General features: G+C 65.1%; 22 protein-coding genes. 13 read left to right on the top strand and 9 right to left on the bottom strand.

The genetic code is table 11. From position 1 onward, the window contains the following. Nucleotides 1–63 precede the first annotated feature (63 nt). Nucleotides 64–1104 (top strand): GTPase ObgE, encoded by a 1041-nt coding sequence (gene obgE, locus I3J27_RS02100; RefSeq protein ID WP_270164691.1) that lies wholly within the window; start codon nt 64–66, stop codon nt 1102–1104. A 219-nt stretch (nt 1105–1323) separates the two neighbouring features. Continuing rightward, nucleotides 1324–2958, top strand: coding sequence for an alkaline phosphatase family protein (locus I3J27_RS02095; RefSeq protein ID WP_270164689.1), 1635 nt, complete (start codon nt 1324–1326; stop codon nt 2956–2958). 11 nt (nt 2959–2969) lie between these two features. Here I3J27_RS02095 and comJ read toward each other — a convergent pair whose 3' ends face one another. Next, nucleotides 2970–3443: a competence protein ComJ gene (gene comJ / locus I3J27_RS02090; RefSeq protein ID WP_270164687.1), complete on the bottom strand. Its 474-nt coding sequence runs from the start codon at nt 3441–3443 to the stop codon at nt 2970–2972. A gap of 46 nt (nt 3444–3489) precedes the next feature. Then, nucleotides 3490–4455, bottom strand: a complete 966-nt coding sequence (locus tag I3J27_RS02085; protein WP_270164685.1) for a Bug family tripartite tricarboxylate transporter substrate binding protein — start codon at nt 4453–4455, stop codon at nt 3490–3492. Nucleotides 4456–4653: 198 nt separating this feature from the next. Between I3J27_RS02085 and proB the strand changes: the two genes are divergently transcribed. From proB to I3J27_RS02035, 10 genes are all read left to right on the top strand, one after another. Further along, nucleotides 4654–5775, top strand: a complete 1122-nt coding sequence (gene proB, locus I3J27_RS02080; protein ID WP_270164683.1) for a glutamate 5-kinase — start codon at nt 4654–4656, stop codon at nt 5773–5775. Between the two features lie 146 nt (nt 5776–5921). Next, a complete protein-coding gene (locus I3J27_RS02075; protein WP_270164681.1) occupies nt 5922–7217 on the top strand; it encodes a glutamate-5-semialdehyde dehydrogenase in 1296 nt (431 codons plus the stop codon). A gap of 23 nt (nt 7218–7240) precedes the next feature. After that, nucleotides 7241–7885 carry a nicotinate-nucleotide adenylyltransferase gene (locus I3J27_RS02070; protein ID WP_270164679.1) on the top strand — a complete coding sequence of 215 codons (645 nt, stop codon included), beginning with the start codon at nt 7241–7243 and terminating at the stop codon, nt 7883–7885. A 208-nt stretch (nt 7886–8093) separates the two neighbouring features. After that, nucleotides 8094–8450 carry a ribosome silencing factor gene (gene rsfS, locus I3J27_RS02065; protein WP_027515020.1) on the top strand — a complete coding sequence of 119 codons (357 nt, stop codon included), beginning with the start codon at nt 8094–8096 and terminating at the stop codon, nt 8448–8450. Nucleotides 8451–8556: 106 nt separating this feature from the next. Beyond that, nucleotides 8557–9039, top strand: a complete 483-nt coding sequence (rlmH, locus tag I3J27_RS02060) for a 23S rRNA (pseudouridine(1915)-N(3))-methyltransferase RlmH (protein ID WP_270164674.1) — start codon at nt 8557–8559, stop codon at nt 9037–9039. Between the two features lie 33 nt (nt 9040–9072). Then, a complete protein-coding gene (locus tag I3J27_RS02055; protein ID WP_270164672.1) occupies nt 9073–10455 on the top strand; it encodes a murein hydrolase activator EnvC family protein in 1383 nt (460 codons plus the stop codon). After that, nucleotides 10452–11810 (top strand): S41 family peptidase, encoded by a 1359-nt coding sequence (locus tag I3J27_RS02050; protein WP_270164670.1) that lies wholly within the window; start codon nt 10452–10454, stop codon nt 11808–11810. Before I3J27_RS02055 ends, I3J27_RS02050 begins: the two co-directional genes overlap by 4 nt. A gap of 158 nt (nt 11811–11968) precedes the next feature. After that, nucleotides 11969–13195, top strand: a complete 1227-nt coding sequence (locus I3J27_RS02045; protein ID WP_270164668.1) for a divergent polysaccharide deacetylase family protein — start codon at nt 11969–11971, stop codon at nt 13193–13195. 74 nt (nt 13196–13269) lie between these two features. After that, nucleotides 13270–13776: an RNA pyrophosphohydrolase gene (locus tag I3J27_RS02040; RefSeq protein ID WP_270164666.1), complete on the top strand. Its 507-nt coding sequence runs from the start codon at nt 13270–13272 to the stop codon at nt 13774–13776. 64 nt (nt 13777–13840) lie between these two features. After that, on the top strand, nt 13841–14341 hold the full coding sequence (locus I3J27_RS02035) for an RNA pyrophosphohydrolase (protein ID WP_270164664.1): 501 nt from the start codon (nt 13841–13843) through the stop codon (nt 14339–14341). A gap of 292 nt (nt 14342–14633) precedes the next feature. Here I3J27_RS02035 and I3J27_RS02030 read toward each other — a convergent pair whose 3' ends face one another. The 6 genes from I3J27_RS02030 to I3J27_RS02005 form a co-directional block, all read right to left on the bottom strand. Next, a complete protein-coding gene (locus I3J27_RS02030; protein WP_270164662.1) occupies nt 14634–16313 on the bottom strand; it encodes an adenylate/guanylate cyclase domain-containing protein in 1680 nt (559 codons plus the stop codon). 149 nt (nt 16314–16462) lie between these two features. Then, nucleotides 16463–16870: a F0F1 ATP synthase subunit epsilon gene (locus tag I3J27_RS02025; RefSeq protein ID WP_270164660.1), complete on the bottom strand. Its 408-nt coding sequence runs from the start codon at nt 16868–16870 to the stop codon at nt 16463–16465. 93 nt (nt 16871–16963) lie between these two features. Then, nucleotides 16964–18409 (bottom strand): F0F1 ATP synthase subunit beta, encoded by a 1446-nt coding sequence (atpD, locus tag I3J27_RS02020; protein WP_270164658.1) that lies wholly within the window; start codon nt 18407–18409, stop codon nt 16964–16966. Between the two features lie 52 nt (nt 18410–18461). After that, nucleotides 18462–19337 carry a F0F1 ATP synthase subunit gamma gene (locus I3J27_RS02015; RefSeq protein WP_270164656.1) on the bottom strand — a complete coding sequence of 292 codons (876 nt, stop codon included), beginning with the start codon at nt 19335–19337 and terminating at the stop codon, nt 18462–18464. 144 nt (nt 19338–19481) lie between these two features. Further along, the gene (gene atpA / locus I3J27_RS02010) at nt 19482–21011 is read right to left on the bottom strand and encodes a F0F1 ATP synthase subunit alpha (protein ID WP_270164654.1); all 1530 of its coding nucleotides are present in this window, start codon (nt 21009–21011) and stop codon (nt 19482–19484) included. Continuing rightward, nucleotides 21011–21571 (bottom strand): F0F1 ATP synthase subunit delta, encoded by a 561-nt coding sequence (locus I3J27_RS02005; protein ID WP_270164651.1) that lies wholly within the window; start codon nt 21569–21571, stop codon nt 21011–21013. The genes atpA and I3J27_RS02005 overlap by 1 nt, the downstream gene beginning before the upstream one ends. Nucleotides 21572–22232: 661 nt before the next feature. On the opposite strand from I3J27_RS02005, the gene I3J27_RS02000 reads away from it, so the two are divergent. Next, the gene (locus I3J27_RS02000) at nt 22233–22733 is read left to right on the top strand and encodes a septal ring lytic transglycosylase RlpA family protein (RefSeq protein ID WP_270164649.1); all 501 of its coding nucleotides are present in this window, start codon (nt 22233–22235) and stop codon (nt 22731–22733) included. A 141-nt stretch (nt 22734–22874) separates the two neighbouring features. On the opposite strand, the gene I3J27_RS01995 is transcribed toward I3J27_RS02000, so the two are convergent. Then, on the bottom strand, nt 22875–25085 hold the full coding sequence (locus I3J27_RS01995; protein ID WP_270164646.1) for a primosomal protein N': 2211 nt from the start codon (nt 25083–25085) through the stop codon (nt 22875–22877). Nucleotides 25086–25161: the final 76 nt, after the last annotated feature.

Raw genomic sequence — 25161 nt, 5'->3', positions numbered from 1 at the left:
TTTCGGCCGATTTGCGGGGTCATCCGGGTTGCCGCGCGGGACCGGCTGGCCTACCTATGGCCCATGAAATTCCTCGACGAAGCAAAGGTCTATATCCGCTCCGGTGATGGCGGGAACGGCTGCGTGGCGTTCCGCCGCGAGAAGTTCATCGAATTCGGCGGTCCCTCCGGCGGCAATGGCGGCCGCGGCGGCAACGTGATCATCGAGGTCGCCGACGGCCTCAACACGCTGATCGACTACCGCTACCAGCAGCACTTCAAGGCCCAGAAGGGCGAGAACGGCTCCGGCTCGGACCGCCACGGCGCCAACGGCAAGAACATCGTGCTGAAGGTCCCCGTCGGCACGCAGATTTTTGACGAAGACCGCGAGACGCTGATCCACGACTTCACCAATGTCGGCGAGAAATTCGTGCTGGCCGAGGGCGGCAATGGCGGCTTCGGCAACGCGCATTTCAAGACCTCGACCAACCGCGCGCCGCGCAACGCCAATCCCGGTCAGACCGGCGAGGAACGCTGGATCTGGCTGCGGCTGAAGCTGATCGCGGATGCCGGTCTCGTCGGCATGCCCAATGCCGGCAAATCGACCTTCCTCTCCAAGGTCAGTGCGGCGCGGCCGAAGATCGCCGACTATCCCTTCACCACGCTGCATCCGCAGCTCGGCGTCGTGAACGCCGACGGCCGCGAGTTCGTGCTCGCCGACATTCCCGGCCTGATCGAGGGCGCGCATGAAGGTACCGGTCTCGGCGACCGCTTCCTCGGCCATGTCGAACGCTGCCGCGTGCTGCTGCATCTGATCGACGCCACCTGCGAGCACGCCGGCAAGGCCTACAAGACCGTGCGCAAGGAGCTCGATGCCTATGGCGGGCTGCTCACCGACAAGGTCGAGATCGTCGCGCTGAACAAGATCGACGCGGTCGAGCCGGACGCGTTGAAGAAGCAGAAGGAGCGCCTGAAGCGCGCCGCCAAGAAGACGCCGCTGCTGCTCTCCGGCGTCACCGGCGATGGCGTCAAGGAAGCGCTGCGCGCGCTGGTCGAGGTGATCGGCGAGGCGCCGGTCTCGGCCAAGGCCAAGAGCGCCGCCGAAGCGGAGCCGTGGTCGGCGTAATCCAACCCGCCGAGAAATCCTCATGGTGAGGAGCGCGGAACGCGCGTCTCGAACCATGAAGGCCCGGCTTCCGCCCGCGGACATCCTTCGAGACGCCCGCTACGCGGGCTCCTCAGGATGAGGTTCGGAGCTTGTGACGCAGTCAAAATAGGGCACTGACTTGTCTTCGCCAGCGCGATAGCGCAGCATCGAACAATCAAGAAAATGCGGGGGCGAGGCATGGCGCGCGCGAAAAACGTTCTCTGGATAATGTGCGACCAGCTTCGCTATGATTATCTCGGCTGCACCGGCCATCCCACGCTGAAGACCCCGAACATCGACGCCATGGCGAAGCGCGGCGTGCTGTTCTCGAAGGCTTACGTGCAGTCGCCGATCTGCGGCCCGTCGCGGATGTCGTTCTACACCGGCCGCTACATGCGCTCGCACGGCTCGCACTGGAACGGCTGGCCGCTACGCGTCGGCGAGCCCACGCTCGGCGACCACCTCAAGAAGATCGGCGTGCGCAACGTCCTGGTCGGCAAGACCCACATGGCGCCCGATCTCGAAGGCATGAAGGCGCTCGGCATCCCGCCGGAATCGATGATCGGCGTGCATGTCGCCGAATGCGGGTTCGAGCCCTATGAGCGTGACGACGGCCTGCATCCGACCGGACGGCCGCGGCCGAAATACGATGAGTATCTGCGCCAGCAGGGCTTTGAAGCCACCAATCCCTGGGAGCATTGGGCGAATTCAGGCGCGGCGGACGATGGCAGCTTGCAGAACGGCTGGCTGCTGGTGCACGCCGACAAGGCCGCGCGCGTGCCGGACGAGCATTCCGAGACGCCCTACATGACGCGGCGCGCGATGGACTTCATCGGCGAGGCCGAGACCGACGGCAGGCCGTGGTGCCTGCATCTGTCCTACATCAAGCCGCACTGGCCCTATATCGCGCCCGAGCCCTACGCGAGCATGTACTCGACCGACGACATGATCCCGGTGATCCGCTCCGAGCGTGAGCGGCAGAATCCGCATCCGGTGTTCGGCGCCTATATGGACATGCGCTACTCCCGCAACATGGCGCGCGACGATGCCCGCGAGAAGGTGATCCCGACCTATATGGGCCTGATCACCCAGATCGACGACCAGATGGGCGTGCTGATGAAGTTTCTGGAGGCCCGCGACCTGCTCGACACCACCATGATCGTGTTCACCTCCGATCACGGCGATTATCTCGGCGACCACTGGATGGGCGAGAAGGATCTATTCCACGAACAGTCGGCCAAGATTCCGTTGATCATCATCGACCCCTCGAAGGAAGCCGACGCCACGCGTGGCACCCGCAGCGACGCACTGGTGGAAGGCATCGATCTGGCGCCGACCTTCGTCGATTATTTCGGCGGCAAGGTGCCGGGCCACATCCTCGAAGGACGTTCGCTGCTGCCGCTGCTGCGTGGCCTGACGCCGTCCGACTGGCGCAAGGTCGCCTTCTCCGAATACGACTACGCCATGCAGGACGTCCGGCTGAAGCTGAACCAGCCGATCGAGCGCTGCCGCCTGTTCATGGTGTTCGACGGCCGCTGGAAATACATCCACGCCTCCGGCTTCCGCCCGATGCTGTACGACCTCGAAACCGATCCGGAAGAGTTCCTGGATCGCGGTGACGACCCGGAATGCGTCGGTGTGATCGCGCGCCTCCAGGCCGAACTGTCCGACTGGGCGCTGCATCCCAACGGCCACATCACCACGCCGCGCGAGAAGATCGCGGCCTATGCGGACAATCAGCTGCAGGTGAAGAACGGCGTCCTGATCGGCATCTGGGACGAAGCCGAGCTTGCCGCGATCAAGGACGGCATCGCGCAGCGCGCGAAGATGTAGAACGCCGCCGACTAGCGATCAACCAGACGGCCTTCAAACTCCGGCTTACCCGTCACCAGAAAGAGCCGATACCACTCGATATCCTTTCGCTCTGCGATTTCGGCGTCCGAGAGTTTCGCCGTCTCACCGAGGCTCAACTGATCGACTCCAAGATTTTGCCCGGCCACGTAGACGGCATAGTCGCCGCGCTCGATATCCGCAGAAATTGGAGGATCGCTATCGATCACCGACATGACGTGGATCCGCCCGCTTCCCGAATGGAAATGCACGCACGTGATCCGCTGCCAGTCATCCGATGAAGGCGGCTGATCGCTCGAGACCAGCTCGACCCAATGGTCGTTGAGATCCGCTTCGGTGCCGATCATTCGAAACGCAGACACGCCGGCAAAGCCTTGCCTGGCTTTCTCCGCGTCCCAGTTCTCCTCGTTCTCAAGGGGGCGAAATGGATCGTCGCACACGACGATCTGATAATTGCTTGCAAACACGCGTGCAGCACCGAGTAACCGCTGTGTCATAGTCGACCAACCAGATTCAATTCTCGATCTTGTACCCTGTCGCCTTGACGATCGGCTGCCAGAAAGCGGTGTTCGCGGCGAGCTCCTTCGTCAGACCTTCAGGCGGCGAGCCGACCGGGATCAAGCCGATTCCCGTCAGCTTCTCCTTCACCTCCGGCTTGGCGAGCGCCGCACTCGCGGCGGCGCCGAGCTTGCTGGCGAAGTCCGGCGGGCTGCCGGCGGGAAGCCACATGCCGTACCAGGCGTCGGCGACCAGATCGATGCCGCTCTCCTTCAGCGTCGGGACCTCGGGCGCGAACGGCGAACGCTCGGCACTGCTGACCGCAATGATCTTCACGCCCTTGGCGCGATGCTGCGGCAGTGCGTCTGCCAGCGTCACGATGCCGAACGAGATGTGCCCGCCAATGATGTCGTTGAGGATCGGCGCGCTGCCGCGATAGGGCACGCGCGTCAGCGGGATGCCGAGATCCTTCTCGAGCTTGGAGCCCATGAAGTGCGGAATGGTGCCGTTGCTCGGCACCCCGAACGAGGTCTTGTCCGGATGCGCCTTCAACCAGGCGACGAATCCCTTGAAATCGGCGGCGTCGATCCCCGGTCCGACCACGACGGCGAACTCGAACCGCGCCAGCAGCGACACCGGCACGAAATCCTTTGCCGTGTCGAAGCTCGGCGTCGTCTCCACCATGGGCAGCAGGTACATGGTGGGACCTGTCGTCACCAGCACCATGCTGCCGTCGGGATTGGCGCCCTTCACCGCCTTGATGCCGATCAGGCCGTCGCCGCCGGTGCGGTTCTCGACCACGATGGTCCGTTGCAGCACCGGCGCCATCTCCTGCGCGATCAGCCGGCACAGCGTGTCACCGCCCGCCCCTGCCGCGAACGGGAAGATGACCTTTGTCAGCCCGGCCTGCGCTTGCGTCTCGCCCGCCTGCGCCAGCAGCGGCAGACCGACACATCCGGCCATGAATTTGCGGCGATCCATTCGTTTCCTCTTTCAGCCCATTATTGGTTGGCGGCATTAGAACCGGGCCAGCGTTCAAGACAAGGCCGACCTTCGCCGTTTACCATCGCGGCCGCCTTGCGCCGGCCATCGTCCTGCTGCAAAAGCAGGCCTTAACCGGCGCCGCCTGTCGCACCGCCGTTTCCGATGCAGAGCAATTCGCCGCCGACACATACACACATGGCCAGCCCCGAACTCAGTCAATTCCGCCGCATCGTCGTCAAGGTCGGCTCCGCGCTGCTGGTCGATTCCGACAAGGGCGAGGTGCGGGCGTCCTGGCTCGCCGCGCTCGCCGACGACATGGCCAAGCTGCACCGTGAGGGCCGCGACGTGCTGGTCGTCTCCTCAGGCTCGATCGCGCTCGGCCGCAGCCGGCTCAAGCTGCCGCGCGGCCCGCTGAAGCTGGAGGAGAGCCAGGCGGCCGCGGCCGTAGGGCAGATCGCGCTGGCGCGGATCTGGTCGGAGGTGCTCGGGGCCCACGGCATCGGCGCGGGGCAGATCCTGGTGACGCTCCAGGACACCGAGGAGCGACGCCGTTATCTGAACGCGCGCTCCACCATCGGCAAGCTGCTGGAGTGGCGCGCGATCCCCGTGATCAACGAGAACGACACGGTCGCCACCAACGAGATCCGCTACGGCGACAATGACCGCCTCGCCGCGCGCGTCGCCACCATGGCGAGCGCCGATCTGCTGGTGCTGCTGTCCGACATCGACGGGCTCTACGACGCGCCGCCGAAGAACAATCCGAACGCAAAGCTCATTCCGGTAGTCGACAGCATCTCCTCGGAGATCGAGGCGGTGGCAGGCGATGCCGAGTCCGAGCTGTCGCGCGGCGGTATGCGTACCAAGGTCGAGGCGGCCAAGATCGCCACGACCGGCGGCACGCATATGCTGATCGCCTCCGGCAAGATCGAGCATCCCTTGCAGGCAATCGCGGATGGCGGCCGCTGCACCTGGTTCCTGACGCCGGCCAATCCCATCACGTCGCGAAAACGCTGGATCGCGGGCACGCTGGAGCCGAAGGGCACGCTGACCATCGATGCCGGCGCGGTGACGGCGCTGCGCGCCGGTGCCAGCCTGCTGCCGGCCGGCGTGATCAAGGTCGAGGGCCAGTTCGCCCGCGGCGACGCCGTGATCGTGCGCGGCCCCGACGCCAGCGAGGTCGGCCGCGGCCTGATCGCCTACGACGCCGAGGTCGCCGAGCGGATCAAGGGCCGCTCGTCCCCGGACGTGATGGCGATCCTCGGCATCAGCGGGCGGTCCGAGATGATCCACCGCGACGATCTGGTGATGGGCGGGTAAGGGCCGCGACGGCCCTTTTCACTGAGTTTGCTGGGCCAATGACCTACCCGGCACATCGCCGGGGAGATCAGCCATACCCTCCCCGCCCTTCGCAAATGCGGGATTTCCGTGCTAGGACACCGCCTTAGCAGAAGGTTTTGACCCCCATGGCCGCCCCCCTCAAAGCCGTTGACGGCAATGCCGATCTCCAGGCGCTGATGTCCGATCTCGCCACCCGTGCCCGCGCTGCCGCGCGCGTGCTGGCGCTGGCGCCGCCGGAGCAGAAGAACCGGGCGCTGGAAGCCATGGAGCGGGCGATCCGCAGCAATGCTGCAGCGATCCTTGCCGCCAATGCCGAGGACGTCGCGGAGGCCCGCGCCTCCGGCAATGCCACCTCCTCCTTCATCGACCGCCTGACGCTGACCCCGGCGCGCGTCGAAGGCATGGCCGAGGGCATCGGCATCGTGCGCGGCATCGCCGATCCGGTCGGCATCATCACCGAGAGCTGGCAGCGGCCGAATGGCATGACCATCGAGCGCGTGCGCGTGCCGCTCGGCGTCGTCGGCGTGATCTTCGAGAGCCGGCCGAACGTTGCGGCCGACGCCGGCGTGCTGTGCCTGAAATCAGGCAATGCCGTGATCCTGCGCGGCGGCTCGGACAGTTTTCGGTCGTGCCGCGCCATCCATGAATGTCTGGGGCAGGGCCTGCGCGAAGCGGGTCTGCCCGAAGCCGCCATCACGCTGGTGCCGACGCGAGACCGCGCGGCGGTCGGCATGATGCTGTCCGGATTGAACGGCGCCATCGACGTGATCGTGCCGCGCGGGGGAAAAAGCCTCGTCGCGCGCGTCGAGCAGGAAGCGCGCGTGCCGGTGTTCGCGCATCTCGAAGGCGTCAACCACGTCTATGTCGATGCCAGCGCCGACCTCGCCATGGCGAAGGCGATCGTGCTCAACGCCAAGATGCGCCGCACCGGCGTCTGCGGCGCCGCCGAGACGCTGCTGGTCGATCGCGCCGCGGCCGGCAACAACCTGAAGCCGCTGGTCGAGATGCTGATCGAGGCCGGCTGCGAAGTGCGCGGCGACGACGCCGTGCAGAAGACCGATGCACGCGTAAAGCCCGCCAGCGAGGACGATTGGGACACCGAATATCTCGACGCGATCATCGCGGCGAAGGTGGTGGACGGCGTCGACGGCGCGATCGCGCACATCCAGAACCACGGCTCGCATCATACCGATGCGATCGTGAGCGCGGATGAGGCTGCGGCGAAGAGATTCCTGAGCGAGGTCGATTCCGCGATCGTGCTGCACAACGCCTCGACGCAGTTCGCCGACGGCGGCGAGTTCGGTTTCGGCGCCGAGATCGGCATCGCCACCGGCCGCTTCCATGCCCGCGGCCCCGTCGGCGCCGAGCAGTTGACGAGCTTCAAATATCGCGTCCACGGCACCGGGCAGACAAGGCCGTAAGTAACGTCGCGAGGCGCGGGGCATTGAGCAACAATTTCGTCGTGCCGCGGACCGTGGCGCAAGCGGTGCCGTCCTCGACCCCGGGCATGCGCATCGGCCTGCTCGGCGGCTCGTTCAATCCGCCGCATCAGGCGCATCGCGCGATCAGCCAGTTCGCCCTGAAGCGATTGCAACTCGATCGCGTCTGGTGGCTCGTCACTCCCGGCAATCCGCTCAAGGAGAATGGCAATTTGCATGAGCTCGGCGAGCGCATGCAGGCGGCGCGCGACGTCGCGGACGATCCCCGGATCGAGGTGAGCTGTCTCGAATCCGTCATTCGCACCCGCTATACTATCGACACGATCAACACCTTGCGCCGTCGCTTCAGCGGCCTGCGCTTTGTCTGGATTATGGGCGCCGACAACCTCGCTCAATTCCATCGTTGGCAGGACTGGCGGCGGATCGCTGCCCAGATCCCGATGGCCATCATCGATCGCCCGCCGCAGAGTTTTCGCGCTCTCGCCTCCCCCGCCGCCCGGGCCCTCACCCGTTACCGCTTGCCCGAGAATAAGGCGGCAATGCTTGCGGATCAGCCGGCGCCGGCCTGGGTCTTCCTGACCGGATTGAAGCTGAATCTCTCCTCGACCGGCCTGCGGAACCCGGACGGGAGCTGGAAAGGTACGAAGTGAGACGGAGTGTGCGGACGGAGTGTGGGCTTCCGGCTCTCTGGCATATTGAAACCCTTAACCCCACATGATGTAGTGTAACCAGTGAGCGCTGGATTCGGCGTTCGCGATACAGTGAAAGGAATGGTCCCTGACCACATCTGTATTGTCCAAGTCTGTTTTACCCAAGGTTGCCAAGCCTACGCGTAAAACATCGACCCAAGCTGCGGCCTTGAAGGCGCAACCCGACGCCGACAAGACGCTGAGCCTGATCCTCTCCCGCCTCGACGACATGAAGGCGGAAGAGACGGTCACCATCGACCTTCGCGGCAAATCGGCCTACTCCGACTACATGATCGTCACCACCGGCCGGGTGAACCGGCACGTCGGCGCGATCGCGGAGAACGTCGCCAAGGGCCTCAAGGAAAACGGCATCAAGAACATCCACGTCGAGGGCTTGCCCAATTGCGACTGGGTGCTGATCGATTCCGGCGATGTGATCGTGCACGTGTTCAGACCCGAGGTCCGAGAGTTCTACAATCTCGAGAGATTGTACACGCAGGGCCCAGGGGCGGCGAAGGCGATCTAGGCCGACTCGGCCGATTCTTGGCCGATTTCGAATCGGCGGACGCGCATGCTAGCGTCGTGCGCGCGCAATCTGCGCGCGGTCCTGGAAACGCGACCCTGAAGATATCATGCGTGTTGCTGTCATTGCGGTGGGCCGGCTGAAGCAGGGCCCCGAACGGGAGCTTGCCGACCGCTATTTCGAGCGGTTCGACGAGGCCGGCCGCAAGCTCGGATTCCGCGAGCTCCTGGTCCACGAAATTCCCGAAAGCCGCGCGCGCGATACCGCGACCCGGATGGCTGAAGAGGCCGCGGCGATCTCCGCGCACATCCCGGACAAATCGATCCTGGTCGCGCTGGACGAGCGCGGCCAGAATCTCGACTCCACCGTATTCGCACGGCATCTCGGACGCTGGCGCGACGAGGGGGCCGGACATACTATCTTCGTGATCGGAGGGGCGGACGGACTTTCGCCCGAATTGCGCCGTAAGGCCAAGCTCGCGATCGCGTTCGGCTCTGCGACCTGGCCGCACCAAATGGTCCGCGTCATGCTTCTGGAACAGCTTTATCGGGCCGCCACCATTCTGGCCGGCCATCCCTATCACCGCGCGTGATGCGCGCCACAACGAGCACCTTTGCCTAAAGCGATGCGAGCGCCTGTCCTCAACCTGTTGCTGATCGCTGGCCTCACCGGCGCAAGTGTTTTGGGCACAAGTGTTCTGGGCGCAGGTGTTTTGGGCGCAAGCCTCGCGCAAGCTCAGACGGCAGCGCCGGCACCACAGACGGCGGCCGTCTCGCCCGATGCGATCAAGCAGCGCGAGCAGGAGCTCGAGGCCGCGCGCGCCAGGCAGAAGAGCGCTGAAGAAGCACAGGCCAAGCTCAAGGCCGAGATCACCTCGCTCGGCCAGGACCGCACCCAGCTCAATCAGCAACTGATCGACACCGCCGCCAATGTGCGCGCCGTCGAGACCAAGATCGACGAAGCCGAAGCGCGGCTGCGCGCGCTGAACGGCCGCGAGCAGCAGATGCGCTCTTCGCTCGATTCGCGCCGCGCCGACATCGTCGAGGTGCTGGCGGCCTTGCAGCGCGCCGGAAGGCGCACGCCGCCGGCGCTGCTGGTGCGCCCCGAGGATGCGCTTCAGTCACTGCGCACCGCCATGCTGCTCGGCGCGGTGGTGCCGGAATTGCGCGGCCGCGCGGAAAAGATCGCAAGCGAGCTCGGCGAGCTCGTTTCGTTACGCAAGAACATCGCCGGCGAGCGCGACCAACTCGCAACCGACCGCGACAAGGTCCGGAGCGACCAGACCCGGCTCACGGCTCTGGTCGACGAGCGGCAGCGCCAGCAGTCCTCGCGTGAAAAGGACCTCGACGCCGAGAATTCGCGCGCCATCGCGCTTTCACGGCAGGTCGGCGATCTCCAGGGGCTGATCGCCAAGATGGAGCAGGACCTGCAAAGCGCCGCCAAGGCGGCTGAGAAGGCGGCCGAGGCCGCAAGGCAGGCCGAGGCCAAGGCGGCTGCAAACGCGGCCGCCAACGTCAAGCCCGGTCCCGGCGCTTTCAAAGACCGGTCCCGGACTACCCCGGCCATCGCCTTTGCTTCGGCCAAGGGGCTCCTGCCTCTTCCGGTTAACGGTAACAAGATCAGGGACTTTGGCGGTTCCGACGGCGTCGGCGGGGTTCAGAAGGGCATTTCGCTGGCCAGCAAGCCCGGCGCCCAGGTCACGACGCCGTGTGATGGCTGGGTGGTCTATGCCGGCCCGTTCCGCAGCTATGGACAACTCTTGATCCTCAACGCCGGTGGCGGGTATCATGTCCTGATCGCCGGGATGGAGCGCATTTCGGTCAACATCGGACAGTTTGTGCTCACGGGGGAGCCGGTCGCGACCATGGGGTCGACCTCTCAAGTCGCCTCCATTCTCGCCACGAACGCGAGTCAACCTGTGCTGTATGTCGAGTTCCGTAAGGACGGCACTCCAATCGATCCAGGCCCATGGTGGGCCATAAATGAAGGCGAGAAGGTTCGCGGATGATGCGCAAGACTTCAGTAATCCTCCTCAGCGCGGCCACCGGTGCGGCGCTGACGCTGTTCGTGACCCAGCCGCGCGCGGTCTTCATGGGCTCCAGCGCGCGCGCCGCCACCGCGGACACCTATCGCCAGCTCAACCTGTTCGGCGACGTCTTCGAGCGCGTGCGCTCGGACTATGTCGAGAAGCCCGACGACACCAAGCTGATCGAATCCGCCATCAGCGGCATGCTCACCGGCCTCGATCCGCATTCGAGCTACATGGACGCCAAGAGCTTCCGCGACATGCAGGTGCAGACGCGCGGTGAGTTCGGCGGTCTCGGCATCGAGGTCACGATGGAAGACGGCCTGATCAAGGTGGTCTCGCCGATCGACGACACGCCGGCCTCGCGCGCGGGCGTCATGGCCAATGACATCATCACCAATCTCGACGACGAAGCGGTGCAGGGCCTGACCCTGAACCAGGCGGTCGAGAAGATGCGCGGCCCCGTCAACACCAAGATCAAGCTCAAGATCATCCGCAAGGGCCAGGACAATCCGATCGACGTCACCCTGGTGCGCGACAACATCCGCGTCCGTTCGGTGCGCGCGCGCATCGAACAGGACGACATCGCCTATATCCGCATCACCACCTTCAACGAGCAGACCACCGAGGGCCTGAAGCGCGAAGTCGCCAATCTCTCGAACCAGATCGGCGACAAGCTCAAGGGCTACGTCATCGATCTCCGCAACAATCCGGGCGGCCTGCTCGAGGAAGCGGTCACCGTCTCCGACTCGTTCCTGGAGAAGGGCGAGATCGTCTCGACCCGCGGCCGCAATGCCGAGGAGACCCAGCGCCGCACCGCGCATTCGGGCGATCTGACCAAGGGCAAGCCGGTCATCGTGCTCGTCAATGGCGGCTCGGCTTCGGCGTCGGAAATCGTCGCCGGCGCGCTGCAGGACCACAAGCGCGCGACCATCGTCGGCACGCGCTCGTTCGGCAAGGGCTCGGTGCAGACCATCATTCCGCTCGGCTCGGGCAACGGCGCGCTGCGCCTGACCACGGCGCGCTATTACACGCCGTCGGGCAAGTCGATCCAGGCCAAGGGCATCGTGCCCGACATCGAAGTGCTCCAGGACGTGCCGGACGAGCTGAAGTCGCGCACCGACACCAAGGGCGAGGCTTCGCTGCGCGGCCATCTCAAGAACGACGGCGACGAGAAGACCGGCTCGCAGTCCTACGTGCCGCCGGACGCCAAGGACGACAAGGCGCTCAAGCTCGCCGACGACTTGCTCCACGGCATCAAGAACAGCGCCTCCGCGGCGCCGACGCCGGGCGGCGACGACAAGGCCGCGACCGACAAGCCCAAAGCGGCGAACTAAGGCTTCAAGCCAGGTTCTGGCATCAAGCGATCCAACACAAAGGGCGGCTCCTGGAGCCGCCCTTTTTGCTTGGAACTCCAGGGCGTCCCCGGCCTATCCCGGCCTGCCGCCGCTTGACCTCGGCGTGGTATCGTCGGGGGAGTGATTCGGGATCGCACATGACTGAAACGGCCGATGATCTGAGCGCCCCGCTCGGACAGGACAAGCCGCGCCGGAAGCGGCGGCTGCGGCTGCCGTTCACGGCCATGCAGGCGCTCGCCGTCATGCTCGGCCTGTTCCTGGCCGCCTTTGCCGGCTTCGCCATCTTCAACAAGGATCCGCTCGGCGGCGAGCCGATGACGCGGCTCGCGATCCGCGAGCCCGGCAAGGCCGCGGACGAGAAGCCTGCCGCCTCCAGCCATGGCCAGGAGACCAAGCAGGAAGGCAAGCACGAGACCAAGGAGGCTCCGAAGCAGGCCGGCGAGCAGAAGACCGTCACCATGATCGACGGCTCCACCGGAACGCGCCATGACGTCGTGATCGGCAGCGGCGAGGCCGCCGACAAGAGCGAGGCGGCGGCCGCGGCCGCCCCGCCGCCCGTCATGGCCGGGATCGATCCAAAGCTGCTGGAGAAGTCGCGCTATGGCATGATCCCGGTGGTCGCCGGCGAGCTGAAGCCGTTCAACGTCTATGCGGCGGATTCTGATCGCGCCAAGGCCGCGAAGATGCCTGTGGTCGCGATCCTGATCGGCGGCCTCGGGGTCGGTGCGGCCAAGACCACGGATGCCATCATGCGGCTGCCGCCGGCGGTGACGCTGGCCTTCACGCCCTATGGCGCCGACCCCGGCAAGCTCGCCGAACGGGCCCGCGTCCAGCGCCACGAGATCTTCCTCCAGATCCCGATGGAGCCCTATGACTTCCCGGACAACGATCCCGGACCGCAGACACTGCTGACCTCGCTCAGCCCCGACCAGAACATGGACCGCCTGTACTGGCACCTCAGCCGGATGCAGGGCTATGCCGGCCTCGCCAATTTCATGGGCGCCCGCTTCATCGCGACCGAGCCGGCGATGCAGCCGATCATCCGCGAGGCGGCCAAGCGCGGCCTCGGCTTCTTCGACGACGGCTCTTCACCCCGCAGCATCGCGCCCCAGGCCGCGGCCACCGCGGCGATGCCGTTCGGCAAGGGCGACATCGCGATCGACGTGGTGCCGACCCCGGCCGAGATCGACCGCGCCCTGAGCAAGCTCGAATCGGCCGCACGGGAGCGCGGCGTCGCCATCGGCACCGCCTCGGCCCTCCCTGTCTCGATCGAGCGCATCGGCGCCTGGACCAAGACATTGGGCGACCGGGGTATCCTTTTGGTGCCATTGACAACCGCGATGCTGAAATCAAAATCCAGCTAAATCAACGGATTGGTACGGCACGGGTCCTGTGGGACCGGCATGCCCCCACCAAAGCACGCGAGAGGTCTTCCGGAATGGCGCGTTATGAGGATCTGCCCTACCGGACCTGTGTCGGCGTCATGCTGATCAACACGAAGGGACTGGTGTTCATCGGCCGCCGTGCCGGCGGCATCGAGCATGTCGACGACAGCCATGTCTGGCAGATGCCGCAAGGCGGCGTCGATCCCGGCGAGGACACCTGGGACGCGGCCAAGCGCGAGCTCTACGAGGAGACCAGCGTGCGCTCGGTCGAGCGACTCGGCGAGGTCCCGGACTGGCTGATCTACGACATCCCGCGCACGGTTGCGGGGCGCGCCTGGAAGGGCCGCTATCGCGGCCAGCGCCAGAAATGGTTCGCGGTCCGCTTCACCGGCAAGGACAGCGAGATCAATGTCGAGAAGCCCGGCGGCGGCGGCCACAAGGCCGAGTTCGTGAGCTGGCGCTGGGAGCCGATGAAGAACCTGACCGGGCTGATCATCCCGTTCAAGCGCCCGGTCTATGAGCGTGTGGTGAAGGAATTTTCCGCGCTGGCGGACGAATAAATCAAATCGTCATTCCAAGTTCGATGCTAATGCATCGCCGGGGATGACGACGAAAGATCCGCGCGTGACGAATGAAAAACCCTACCGCCCTAACGTAGGCATCGCCCTCTTCAATACCGAAGGCCGCGTGCTGATCGGCCACCGCTTCAAGGGCGACGGACCCGAGATCATCCTGCCGGGCCTCGACTGGCAGATGCCGCAAGGGGGTGTCGACGAAGGCGAGGACCTGCGCGACGCCGCGATGCGCGAGCTGTGGGAAGAGACCAGCGTCACAAGCGCGAGCTATCTGGGCGAGACCGACTGGCTCACCTACGAGTTCCCGCCCTACGACGGACCGCAGACGCATCGCCTCGCAAAATTCCGCGGCCAGCGCCAGAAATGGTTCGCGCTGCGCTTCACCGGCAACGATGACGAAATCGATCCGCTGACGCCGCGCAACAACCAGCCCGCGGAGTTCGACGCCTGGCGCTGGGAGCGGCTCGACCGCGTCCCCGATGTGGTCGTGCCATTCCGGCGCGAGGTGTATCGCGCGGTGGCGCAGCAGTTTGCGGCGTTCGGAAACTGAAACTGCGGAAACAACCCCATGCACAGTAGGGATGGGGTTGGAAAGATTAGAGAAATTTTCGAGGGCCGCCCCTCTCCCTAGCCCTCCCCGCAAGGCATGGTTGTCGCAGTCAAGAAAACGTGGCGCGAAGCTCACCTGCGGCCATCCTTCGAGACGTCCGCCTCCGGCGGACCCTCAGGATGACGACGGAGTGCGCGGCAACAATTTCGACAAGCAAGGCTGTTGCACAGCCTCATCCTGAGGAGACCGCGGAGCGGTCGTCTCGAAGGACGAGGCGCTCGCTCCCATCGCGCTAATTCACCGGTCCCACCGTGAACGGGCCGATCGCGATGACGTGGCAATCGCTGTCGCGCTTGGCGCAGTCGGCGAGTGCCGAATTGACCGCGGTCTGCTCGTCGGCGGCCTTGAGGCCGAGGCCGGGACGGCCTGCGATGCCAACGGCGACGGCGTTCCAGCCCATGGCGTCGGTGAGCTTGCGCATGACCTCGCCGCGCGCATCCGCCACGATCGAGGCGTTGGACGCGGCATTGAAGAAGCCGGTGATCCTGAACAGGGTCGGGATCGGCACGACGAAATTGTCGTCGATCGCGACGACCAGGCAGGCCACGCCGGCGATCGCGCCGCAGGATTCCAGCGAACGCCGCGCGGCATCGTCGGCGGATGATGCGCCCAGCACCATGAAGTATTGACCGCCCGGGCCGAGCGCGACCGAGCGGGCTTTCGCCGCCGGCGCGAATATGTTTTCGAGCCGGACTTTCTGCGGTTCGCGCACGATCGGAAAATCCTTCGAGGCGAACGGCCGCTCGATCACGGCATCGTGCCGCACGAAGGGCTGCGGCGGCATCGGCGGCTTGCCGTGGGTGTAGACCACATTGTTGCCGACCGCGTAGAGCTCGCAGCGCCGCGGCGATTGCGCGGCATCGGCCCGCTTCTGGCACTGCTCGATCGCGGAGTTGCGCGCGGCCTCCTCGCTTGGCTGGTTCAACGCCGAGCCCGTGAAGCCGCCGACATTGAGCGCGAAGGCCTTGTAGTCGCCGGCCGCGGAATAGTCGCCGGCCAGATAATTGCGGACGCGTTCATTGATGAAGGGCACGCTGTCGGCATTGAGCTTGCCGGTCATCGGCGCCGCGGATGGTGACGGTGCAGGCATCGGAGCCATCGCGGCGCCGGCATTCGTCGGTGCCATCGGCGCCTTGGCGAGCTGGGTCGGCATTGGGGTCGGCGCCGTTGTCGTTGCAGCCGGCGTCGCGCTCGGCAAGGCACTTGGGGAGGCACTGGGGGACGCCGCCCGCGCTGCGACGCTCGCGGTCTGCTTGAGCTTGGTGTTGTAGAGAAAGCCGCTGACGCCGATGGCGACGATCGAGACGACGGCAACCACCAGCGGCCACATCCAGACCGGTGCTGCGGCCACCTTGGAGGCCGCCTTCTTCAGCTGCGGCTTGGCATAAGTGCCGTCCTCGCGCCGCATCGCCACCATGTAGGCGTGCACCGGCGTCGGGATGTTCTTGACCTCCTGCGCGCCGATATCGGCGAACTGGACCGAGAGCTTGTTGGCGACCTGCTCATGCACCGCGCGCGAGACGCAGATGCCGCCGACTTCGGCCAGGCCTTCCAGCCTTGCTGCGATGTTGACGCCGTCGCCGAGCAGATCGCCATCGCGCTCGACCACGTCGCCGATGGTGATGCCGATGCGGAACGACATCTGCCGGCTCGGCGGATAGGCCATGTTGCGGGTCCGCAGGGATTCCTGGATGTCGATCGCGCAACGCACCGCATCGACTGCGCTCGGAAATTCCGCGAGCACGGCATCGCCCGCCGTGTTGAAGATGCGTCCGCCGGCCTTCGCAATGAAATCGTCGACGACCTCGCGATAGGAGGCCAGACGCCGCAGCGTCTCCTCTTCATCTTCCGCGACCAGTCTCGAATAACCGGCAATATCGGCTGCGAAAATCGCTGCGATCTTGCGTTTCATCTGCACCAGCCCCGGAACAAATTCGCGAGGGCAGAATGCCGCGATCTCCGGCGCGGTGCAACAAAGTTTCAGCGCCCGCCACGGTCAGTGACGAGCGCTGAACTTATTCAGGAATTCCGAGCTCGAGCCCCGAAGCAATGCCCCGGGGCTTAATGCATAGCCGTGCTGCTGAGCTGCTGCTGGATGCTCTTGTAGTGGTCGAGCCGCTCGATAGCGTTGTCGAGCTCGCTGCCCTCGTGCTCCTTCAGGCCCTCTTCCATCTCCGAGATGGTCTCGGCGAAACGGGCACGGTCGAGCTCGGCCAGCGAGGTCGCGACGTCGGCGAGAACGGTGAGGCCCTTCTCCGAGACCTCGGCGAGGCCGCCAAGCACGATGACCTTCTCGTGGCGGCCAGCCGTGGTGATGGTGAGAATGCCCGGGCGGATCGCAGCCACGACCGGCGCATGTCCGGCCAGCACACCGAAGTCGCCCTCGACGCCGGGGATGTCGACCTGATCGACCTCACCCGAGAATGCGAGCTTTTCCGGCGAGACGAGATCGAAGTGGAAGGTGGCCATGGTGTACCTGCGAGTAGCGAATAGCGAATGGCGAGGAGCGAACCGAGTGGGAGCAGCGAATCTACTTCGCTACTCCCTGTTCGCCATTCGCCCTTAGGCGGCTTCCGCCGCCAGCTTCTTGCCCTTCTCGACGGCTTCTTCGATGGTGCCGACCATGTAGAAGGCCGCTTCCGGCAGATGGTCGTACTTGCCTTCCACCAGGCCCTTGAAGCCCTTGATGGTGTCGGCGAGGTCGACGAACTTGCCCGGCGAACCCGTGAAGATTTCGGCGACGTGGAACGGCTGCGACATGAAGCGCTCGACCTTGCGGGCGCGGGCCACGGTCAGCTTGTCCTCTTCCGAAAGCTCGTCCATGCCGAGAATGGCGATGATGTCCTGGAGCGCCTTGTAGCGCTGCAGCACCTGCTGGACCTGACGGGCGACCGCGTAGTGCTCCTCGCCGACGACGAGCGGGGAGAGCATGCGCGAGGTCGAGTCGAGCGGGTCCACCGCCGGGTAGATGCCCTTTTCGGCGATCGAGCGCGACAGCGTGGTGGTCGCGTCAAGATGGGCGAACGAGGTCGCGGGCGCCGGGTCCGTCAAGTCGTCGGCCGGAACGTAGATGGCCTGCACCGAGGTGATCGAGCCCTTCTGCGTGGTGGTGATGCGCTCCTGCAGCGCGCCCATGTCGGTCGCGAGCGTCGGCTGATAACCCACCGCCGAAGGAATACGGCCCAGGAGCGCCGACACTTCCGAGCCGGCCTGGGTGAAGCGGAAGATGTTGTCGACGAAGAACAGCACGTCCTGGCCCTTGTCGCGGAAGTCTTCCGCGATGGTGAGACCGGTGAGCGCGACGCGGGCGCGGGCGCCCGGGGGCTCGTTCATCTGGCCGAACACCAGCGCGCACTTCGACTTCACGCTCGGATCCGGATTCTTCGGATCGGCGTTGACCTTGGACTCGATGAACTCGTGATAGAGGTCGTTGCCCTCGCGGGTACGCTCGCCGACGCCGGCGAACACGGAGTAACCACCGTGCGCCTTCGCGACGTTGTTGATCAGCTCCTGAATCAGCACGGTCTTGCCGACGCCGGCGCCGCCGAACAGGCCGATCTTGCCGCCCTTCGCATACGGAGCAAGCAGGTCGACGACCTTGATGCCGGTGACGAGAATTTCAGCTTCGGTCGACTGGTCGGTGTAGGTCGGCGCTTCCTGGTGGATGGGGCGCAGGGCTTCGGCCTTGACCGGACCGGCTTCGTCGATCGGCTCGCCGATGACGTTGATGATGCGGCCGAGCGTGCCTTCGCCGACGGGAACGCGGATCGGCTCGCCGGTGTCGGTCACTTCCTGGCCGCGGACCAGACCTTCGGTCACGTCCATCGCGATCGTGCGCACGGTGGACTCACCGAGATGCTGCGCAACTTCCAGCACGAGGCGGATGTTGCCGTTCTTGGTCTCCAGCGAATTGAGAATGGCCGGAAGGTGGCCGCCCTCGAACTGAACGTCGACAACGGCGCCCATCACCTGGGTGACGCGACCGACCTGGTTAGCTGCTGTAGCCATGAAGCTCTCCTTCGAAATTCTTTACTTGAACGACCGTCGTTTAGTTCGTGCGTCAGACCGCCTCGGCGCCGGAGATGATCTCGATCAGCTCCTTGGTGATCTGGGCTTGACGGGTTCGGTTGTAGATCTGGGTTTGCTTGCGGATCATTTCGCCGGCGTTGCGGGTGGCGTTGTCCATCGAGCTCATCTGCGCGCCGTAGAACGAAGCGTTGTTTTCCAGCAGCGCGCGGAAGATCTGCACCGCGATGTTGCGCGGCAGCAGGCCCGAAAGGAGTTCGTCCTCCTCCGGCTCATATTCGTAGGACGTCGACGGCGCGTTCGCCGCCTTCTCTTCCACGACCAGCGGAATGATCTGCTGCGCGGTCGGGATCTGGGCGATCACCGACCTGAACTGCGCGTAGAACAGCGTGCAGACGTCGAACTCGCCGTTCTCGAAACGGGCCAGCACCTTCTTGGCGATGTCCTCGGCATTGACGAAGCCGAGCTGGCGAACGCTGCGCAGGTCGAGATGCTCGACGATCTGCTTGTCGAACAGACGACGAAGCTGCTCATAGCCCTTGCGGCCGACGCAGAAGAATTTCACGTCCTTGCCCTGCGCCATCAGCGCCTGGGCACGCTCGCGGGCGAGACGCACGATCGAGGAGTTGAACGCACCGGACAGGCCGCGCTCGCCGGTGCAGACCAGCAGCAGGTGAACCTGGTCCTTGCCGGTGCCGGCCAGCAGCGCCGGCGCGCCGGGCGAACCCGCGGCAGCGCTGGCGATGTTGGAGATCACCGCGCTCATCTTGTCGGCATAGGGGCGTGCAGCCTCGGCCGCCTGCTGGGCGCGGCGCAACCTGGACGCCGCGACCATCTGCATGGCCTTGGTGATCTTTTGCGTCGCCTTGGTGGAGGCGATGCGCACGCGCATGTCTTTAAGTGACGCCATTCTTCGTTCACCCCGGCGGTTCGACTGAGTCGTCGGACCGCTAGCCTGTCCCGATCGCAATGCCCGGCCGGGCGCCGGGCACGCTTCTTATTGTCTTGTCGCTCGCGAAGCGGTCATGGCCGGAAGACCCGGCCATGCTTGCTGTTACGCGAAGCTCTTCGCAAAGCCTTCGACCACCGACTTCAGCTTCGCAGCGGTGTCGTCGGTGAGGTCGCGGGTGTCGCGGATCGAATTGAGGATCTCGACGTTCTTGCCGCGCAGCAGCGACAGCAGGCCGTCCTCGAACGCGCGCACCTTGTTGACCGGCAGCGGATCGAGATAGCCGTTGGTGCCGGCCCAGATCACGCAGACCTGCTCTTCCATCTTCAGCGGCGCGAACTGCGGCTGCTTCAGGAGTTCGGTCAGGCGCGAACCGCGGTTCAGCAGGCGCTGAGTCGAGGCGTCGAGGTCGGAGCCGAACTGCGCGAACGCCGCCATTTCGCGGTACTGCGCGAGCTCGCCCTTGATCTTGCCGGCGACCTTCTTCATCGCCTTGGTCTGCGCCGACGAGCCGACGCGCGACACCGACAGACCGACGTTCACCGCGGGACGGATGCCCTGGAAGAACAGGTCGGTTTCCAGGAAGATCTGGCCGTCGGTGATCGAAATGACGTTGGTCGGGATGTAGGCCGACACGTCGTTGGCCTGGGTTTCGATCACCGGCAGCGCCGTGAGCGAGCCTGAACCGTGGTCCTTGCTGAGCTTCGCCGCGCGCTCGAGCAGACGGGAATGCAGATAGAACACGTCGCCGGGATAGGCTTCGCGGCCCGGCGGACGGCGCAGCAGCAGCGACATCTGGCGATAGGCGACGGCCTGCTTGGACAGATCGTCATAGATGATGACGGCATGCATGCCGTTGTCGCGGAAATACTCGCCAATGGTGCAGCCGGTGAAGGGCGCGATGTACTGCATCGGCGCCGGGTCGGACGCGGTGGCGGCGACGATGATGGAATATTCCAGCGCGCCCTGCTCTTCCAGCACCTTGACGAACTGGGCAACCGTCGAACGCTTCTGGCCGATCGCGACATAGACGCAATACAGCTTGATGTTCTCATCGGGCTGCGCGTTGAGCGGCTTCTGGTTCAGGATGGTGTCGAGCGCGATCGCGGTCTTGCCGGTCTGGCGGTCGCCGATGATCAGTTCGCGCTGGCCGCGGCCGACCGGGATCAGTGCATCGATGGACTTGAGGCCGGTCGCCATCGGCTCGCTGACCGATTTGCGCGGAATGATGCCGGGCGCCTTGACGTCGACACGCATGCGCTTGTCGGCCTGGATCGGACCCTTGCCGTCGATCGGGTTGCCGAGACCGTCGACAACGCGGCCAAGCAGGCCCTTGCCGACCGGCGCGTCCACGATGGCGCGGGTGCGCTTGACGGTCTGGCCTTCCTTGATCTCGCGGTCGGCGCCGAAAATAACGACACCGACGTTGTCGGTTTCGAGGTTCAGCGCCATGCCGCGGGTGCCGTTCTCGAACTCGACCATTTCACCGGCCTGAACGTTGTCCAGACCGTAGACGCGGGCGATACCGTCGCCGACGGACAGCACCTGTCCGACTTCGGAGACTTCAGCTTCCTGGCCGAAATTCTTGATCTGGTCCTTGAGGATCGCGGAAATTTCCGCGGCGCGGATGTCCATCAGCCTGCCTCTTTCATCGCGTGCTTGATCGAATTGAGTTTGGTGCGAAGCGAACTATCGATCATGCGGCTGCCAAGCTTGACCACGAGGCCACCGATGATCGAGGGATCGACCTTCACGTTGAGCGCGACGTCCTTGCCGGTCACCGACTTCAGGGCAACCTTGAGGGCGTCGAGATTCTTGTCCGAGAGCGCCTCCGCCACGGTGACGTCGGCCATCGCCTCGCCCTTGAATTTGGCGACGAGGGCGCGATAGGCGCGGATGACGTCCGTCACCGCAAACAGGCGGCGATTGGCGGTCAGGACTTTCAGGAAATTGGCGGAGATGCCGGCGATGCCGGCCTTGGCCAGCACGGCCGAGAGGGCCCTGGACTGGGCATCGGCCGCGAACACCGGGCTGCGGACGAGGCGCTTGAGATCGGCGCTCTCGTTCAGCAAGGCCTCGAATTTCTCGAGATCGGCCTTGACCTCGTCGACCACTTTCTGGTCGCGGGCCAGTTCAAACAAGGCCGTTGCATAACGGCCGGACACACCGGAAACGGACGTATCTTCTGCAGCCACAGACGCGCTCTTTTTGCTGTCAAACTCGCAAGGGAAAAACCGTCGCCACAAAGCGGCGCCTAGCGATCCAAGCCCTTGGAATTCAAGCGGGACTTCGATTTTCGGCCGACACGGGAGGTGCCGGGTCCGTAAAAATCGCGGCTTTGCTAACATAGCAGGCGCGCAGGTGCAACATGACGCCAAATTAAAGGCACGAGGTTCTGTCCCCAGTTCGTCGCAGTCCGCGACAGCTTCGCGACGACATGCCCGATGATCCGGCGAGGACCTGCCACGTCACGGAATTGCCGTGAGCCTTACGTCCGTCTCTTGTCCGTTCGTTCCTGCCCTCAGCGCATAGCCGCCATGAACACGGATCGCTGAGGCGTGATTCGGGGGCGGGTTGCCAACTCTTCCCGAATACTTACCCAATTCTAAACACGAAGTGTGATGACTTCGTTCTACAGTATTCGCAAGTAATAAATAGGTTAAAGAACTGTTAAAGCGGAAGATTACGGAACTTCGGCTGCAATATCAGTGCCAGTCACAAGATATTTCATGACGACACAGAACAGAATTACTGCCCAATTCACGCCTCATTAGGAATCGAAACGCGGTCCCGCTCACAAACTGATGGGGGCTCCACTTGCCACATATGTGGCAATACTAGCTTAGGGACCACTAAATGCTGTCTTTGAAGACGCTGGGCTCTGTGACCCGGCCGCGTACGGCGATCGCTTTCGTTGCCGCAACTCTCATCGTCGGTGGAACTGCCACCGAAGCTTCCGCCAAATCCCGGCATCACCGGCATCATCATCACCGCCACCATGCTCAGGCCGATACCAACGCGCCCCCCGATTGGCGCAACGCCAATGCGTCGATGACGCCGACCTCCGGCACCGGCCGCAGCTTCTCGGGCATGGCCTCCTATTACGGCAACGAGTCCGGCAGCCGCACGGCCTCGGGCCAGCGCTTCAACCAGAACGCCATGACCGCGGCGCACCGCTCGCTGCCCTTCGGCACCAAGCTGCGCGTCACCCATGGCGGCTCGAGCGTCATCGTCACCATCAATGACCGCGGCCCGTTCATTCGCGGCCGTGTTCTCGACCTCTCCACGGGCGCTGCCCGCGCCATCGGCCTCACCGGCGCCGGCGTCGGCCGCGTCACCGCGGAAGTCGTGTCCTAAGGCGCTCCAGGCGCCACCTCTCAACGCGCAGTTTTCATCAGTTTGATGCGCGCATGAAACAAGCCCGCGGTCTTGGGGGACCGCGGGCTTTTTGTTTGTGTCGTCATTGCGTCCGGGGCACGAGAGGGGAAAGCGCAGCCCCTACAGAAAGCTCTGCGGATCGACGTCCACTTCGAGTTTCTGATTGCCCTTCGGCTTCGGGCAGACCGCGAGCCAGTTGCGCAAATAGTCCGACAGATCGAAGCCGCGCGCCGATTTCACCAGGATGCGGAAGCGGTAGCGGCCCTTGATCACCGCGAGCGGGGCTTCCGCCGGCCCCAGCACCACGACGCGCTCGTCACGCGGTGCGAGCGCAACGAGTTTCCTGCCAAGACCTTCCGCGCTCGGGCGGTCGCCCGCGGAGATGATCAGGCTCGCCAGCCGGCCGAACGGCGGATAGAGCGTGCGATCGCGCAGGTCGATCTCGCTGTCGTAGAAGGCCTCGCGGTCGCAGGCGATCAGCGCCTTCATCACGGGATGATCGGGCTGGTGGGTCTGGAGATAGCCGACGCCGCGGCCCTGCTCGCGGCCGGCGCGGCCGATCACCTGGTTGAGCAATTGCCAGGTGCGTTCCGCCGCGCGCGGATCGCCGTTGCTAAGACCAAGATCCGCGTCGACCACGCCGACGAGGTTGAGCCGCGGGAAATTGTGGCCTTTTGCCACCAGCTGCGTGCCGATGATGACGTCGACGCGGCCTTCGGCAATCTCATTGAGCTCGCTGCGCATCGTCTCGATCGAGGTGATGAGATCGCTCGACAGCACCATGGTCCGCGCCTCCGGGAACAGCGCGGCCGCCTCCTCCTGCAAGCGCTCGACGCCGGGGCCGACCGCGACCAGCGATTCCTCCGCCGCGCAATGCGGACAGGTTGGCGGCCGCGGCATCGAGAAACCGCAGTGATGGCAGACCAGCCGCTGGCGGAAGCGATGATCGACCAGCCAGGCATCGCAGATGGTGCAGGCGAAGCGATGGCCGCAGGCCCGGCACAGCGTCAGCGGCGCATAGCCGCGGCGATTGAGGAACAGCAGCGCCTGCTCGCGCTTCTCGATCGCGGTCCTGATTTCGCCCGCAAGCCGCGGCGAGATGAAACGGCCGCGCGCGGGCGGCTCGCGGCGCATGTCGATGGCCTCGATATGCGGCATGTGCTGGCCGCCGAAGCGCGAAGGCAGCGCGATGCGCTGGTAGCGGTTCTTGCGGGCATTGACCTCGGACTCGACCGAGGGCGTCGCGGAGGCCAGCACGATCGGAATTTTTGCGATATGCGCGCGCACCACCGCCATGTCGCGGGCGTGATAATGCACGCCCTCGTCCTGCTTGTAGGCCTGGTCGTGCTCTTCATCGACCACGATGAGGCCGAGATTGCCGTAAGGCAGGAACAGCGCCGAGCGCGCGCCGACCACGACCGGCGCCGAACCTTCAGAGATCGCCGCCCAATTGCGCGCGCGGGTGCGCGGTGTCAATTCGGAGTGCCATTCGATCGGCCGCACGCCAAAGCGCTGCGCGAAGCGGTCGAGGAACTGGCCGGTCAGCGCGATCTCCGGCATCAGGATCAGCGACTGTTTTCCGCGGCGGATCGTTTCGGCGACGGCCTCGAAATAGACCTCGGTCTTGCCCGAGCCGGTGACGCCGTCGAGCAGCGCGACGTGGAAGCTGCCGTTGGCCGCAAGCGCGCGCATCGCATCCACCCCGGCACGCTGGAGCGGCGAAAAATCCGGCCGGCCGAACTCCGGATCGGGGCTGGGTGGCGGCGGAGGCGGCGGCATCGGCTCGACCGTAAGCGTGCCTTCGTCGACGAGGCCGTCGATCACGCCGGCCGAGACGCCGGCCTCCTTGGCGGCTTCCGACTTGCCGTGCAGCAACCGGTCCGACAGCACCTCGATCAGGCGCTGGCGCGCCGGTGTCAGCCGCCTGGGGGGATCGCCGGCCAGGCGCACGCCGGGACGCACCCGCTCGGGACCGAGATTCTCGCCCATCCGCAGGCACATCCGCAGCACCATGCCGCGCGGGCTCAGCGTGTAATTGGCGACCCAGTCGACCACGGAACGCAGCTCAGGTTTCAGCGGCGGAAAGTCGAGCTTCTCGCTGACCTCCCTGAGGCGGTTGTGCAGCCGCGGATCGGGATTGGCGTTTTCGGCCCAGACCACCGCCAGCACCTCGCGCGGGCCGAGCGGCACGCCAATGAGATCGCCCGCCTTCAGCTCCATCCCGCGCGGGACCTTGTAGGAATAGGTCTGGTCGAGCGCGACCGGCACCAGCACGTCGACCATGCGGGTCGCGTTGGCGGGGGCGGCGTTGCTGCGCGACGAATGATCCATGAATGATCTGGAGGGAGAATCGGAACCTGAAGGCCCTGAGGCTAGCGCGTCGGGGCGGCCTTAGCGAACGTTAACG

Origin of the sequence: Bradyrhizobium xenonodulans, from assembly GCF_027594865.1 — a bacterium.
GTDB classification, from domain to species: domain Bacteria; phylum Pseudomonadota; class Alphaproteobacteria; order Rhizobiales; family Xanthobacteraceae; genus Bradyrhizobium; species Bradyrhizobium xenonodulans.
Note: the sequence above shows the minus strand (reverse complement) of the source record. Positions and strands in the feature narration are given on the sequence as shown.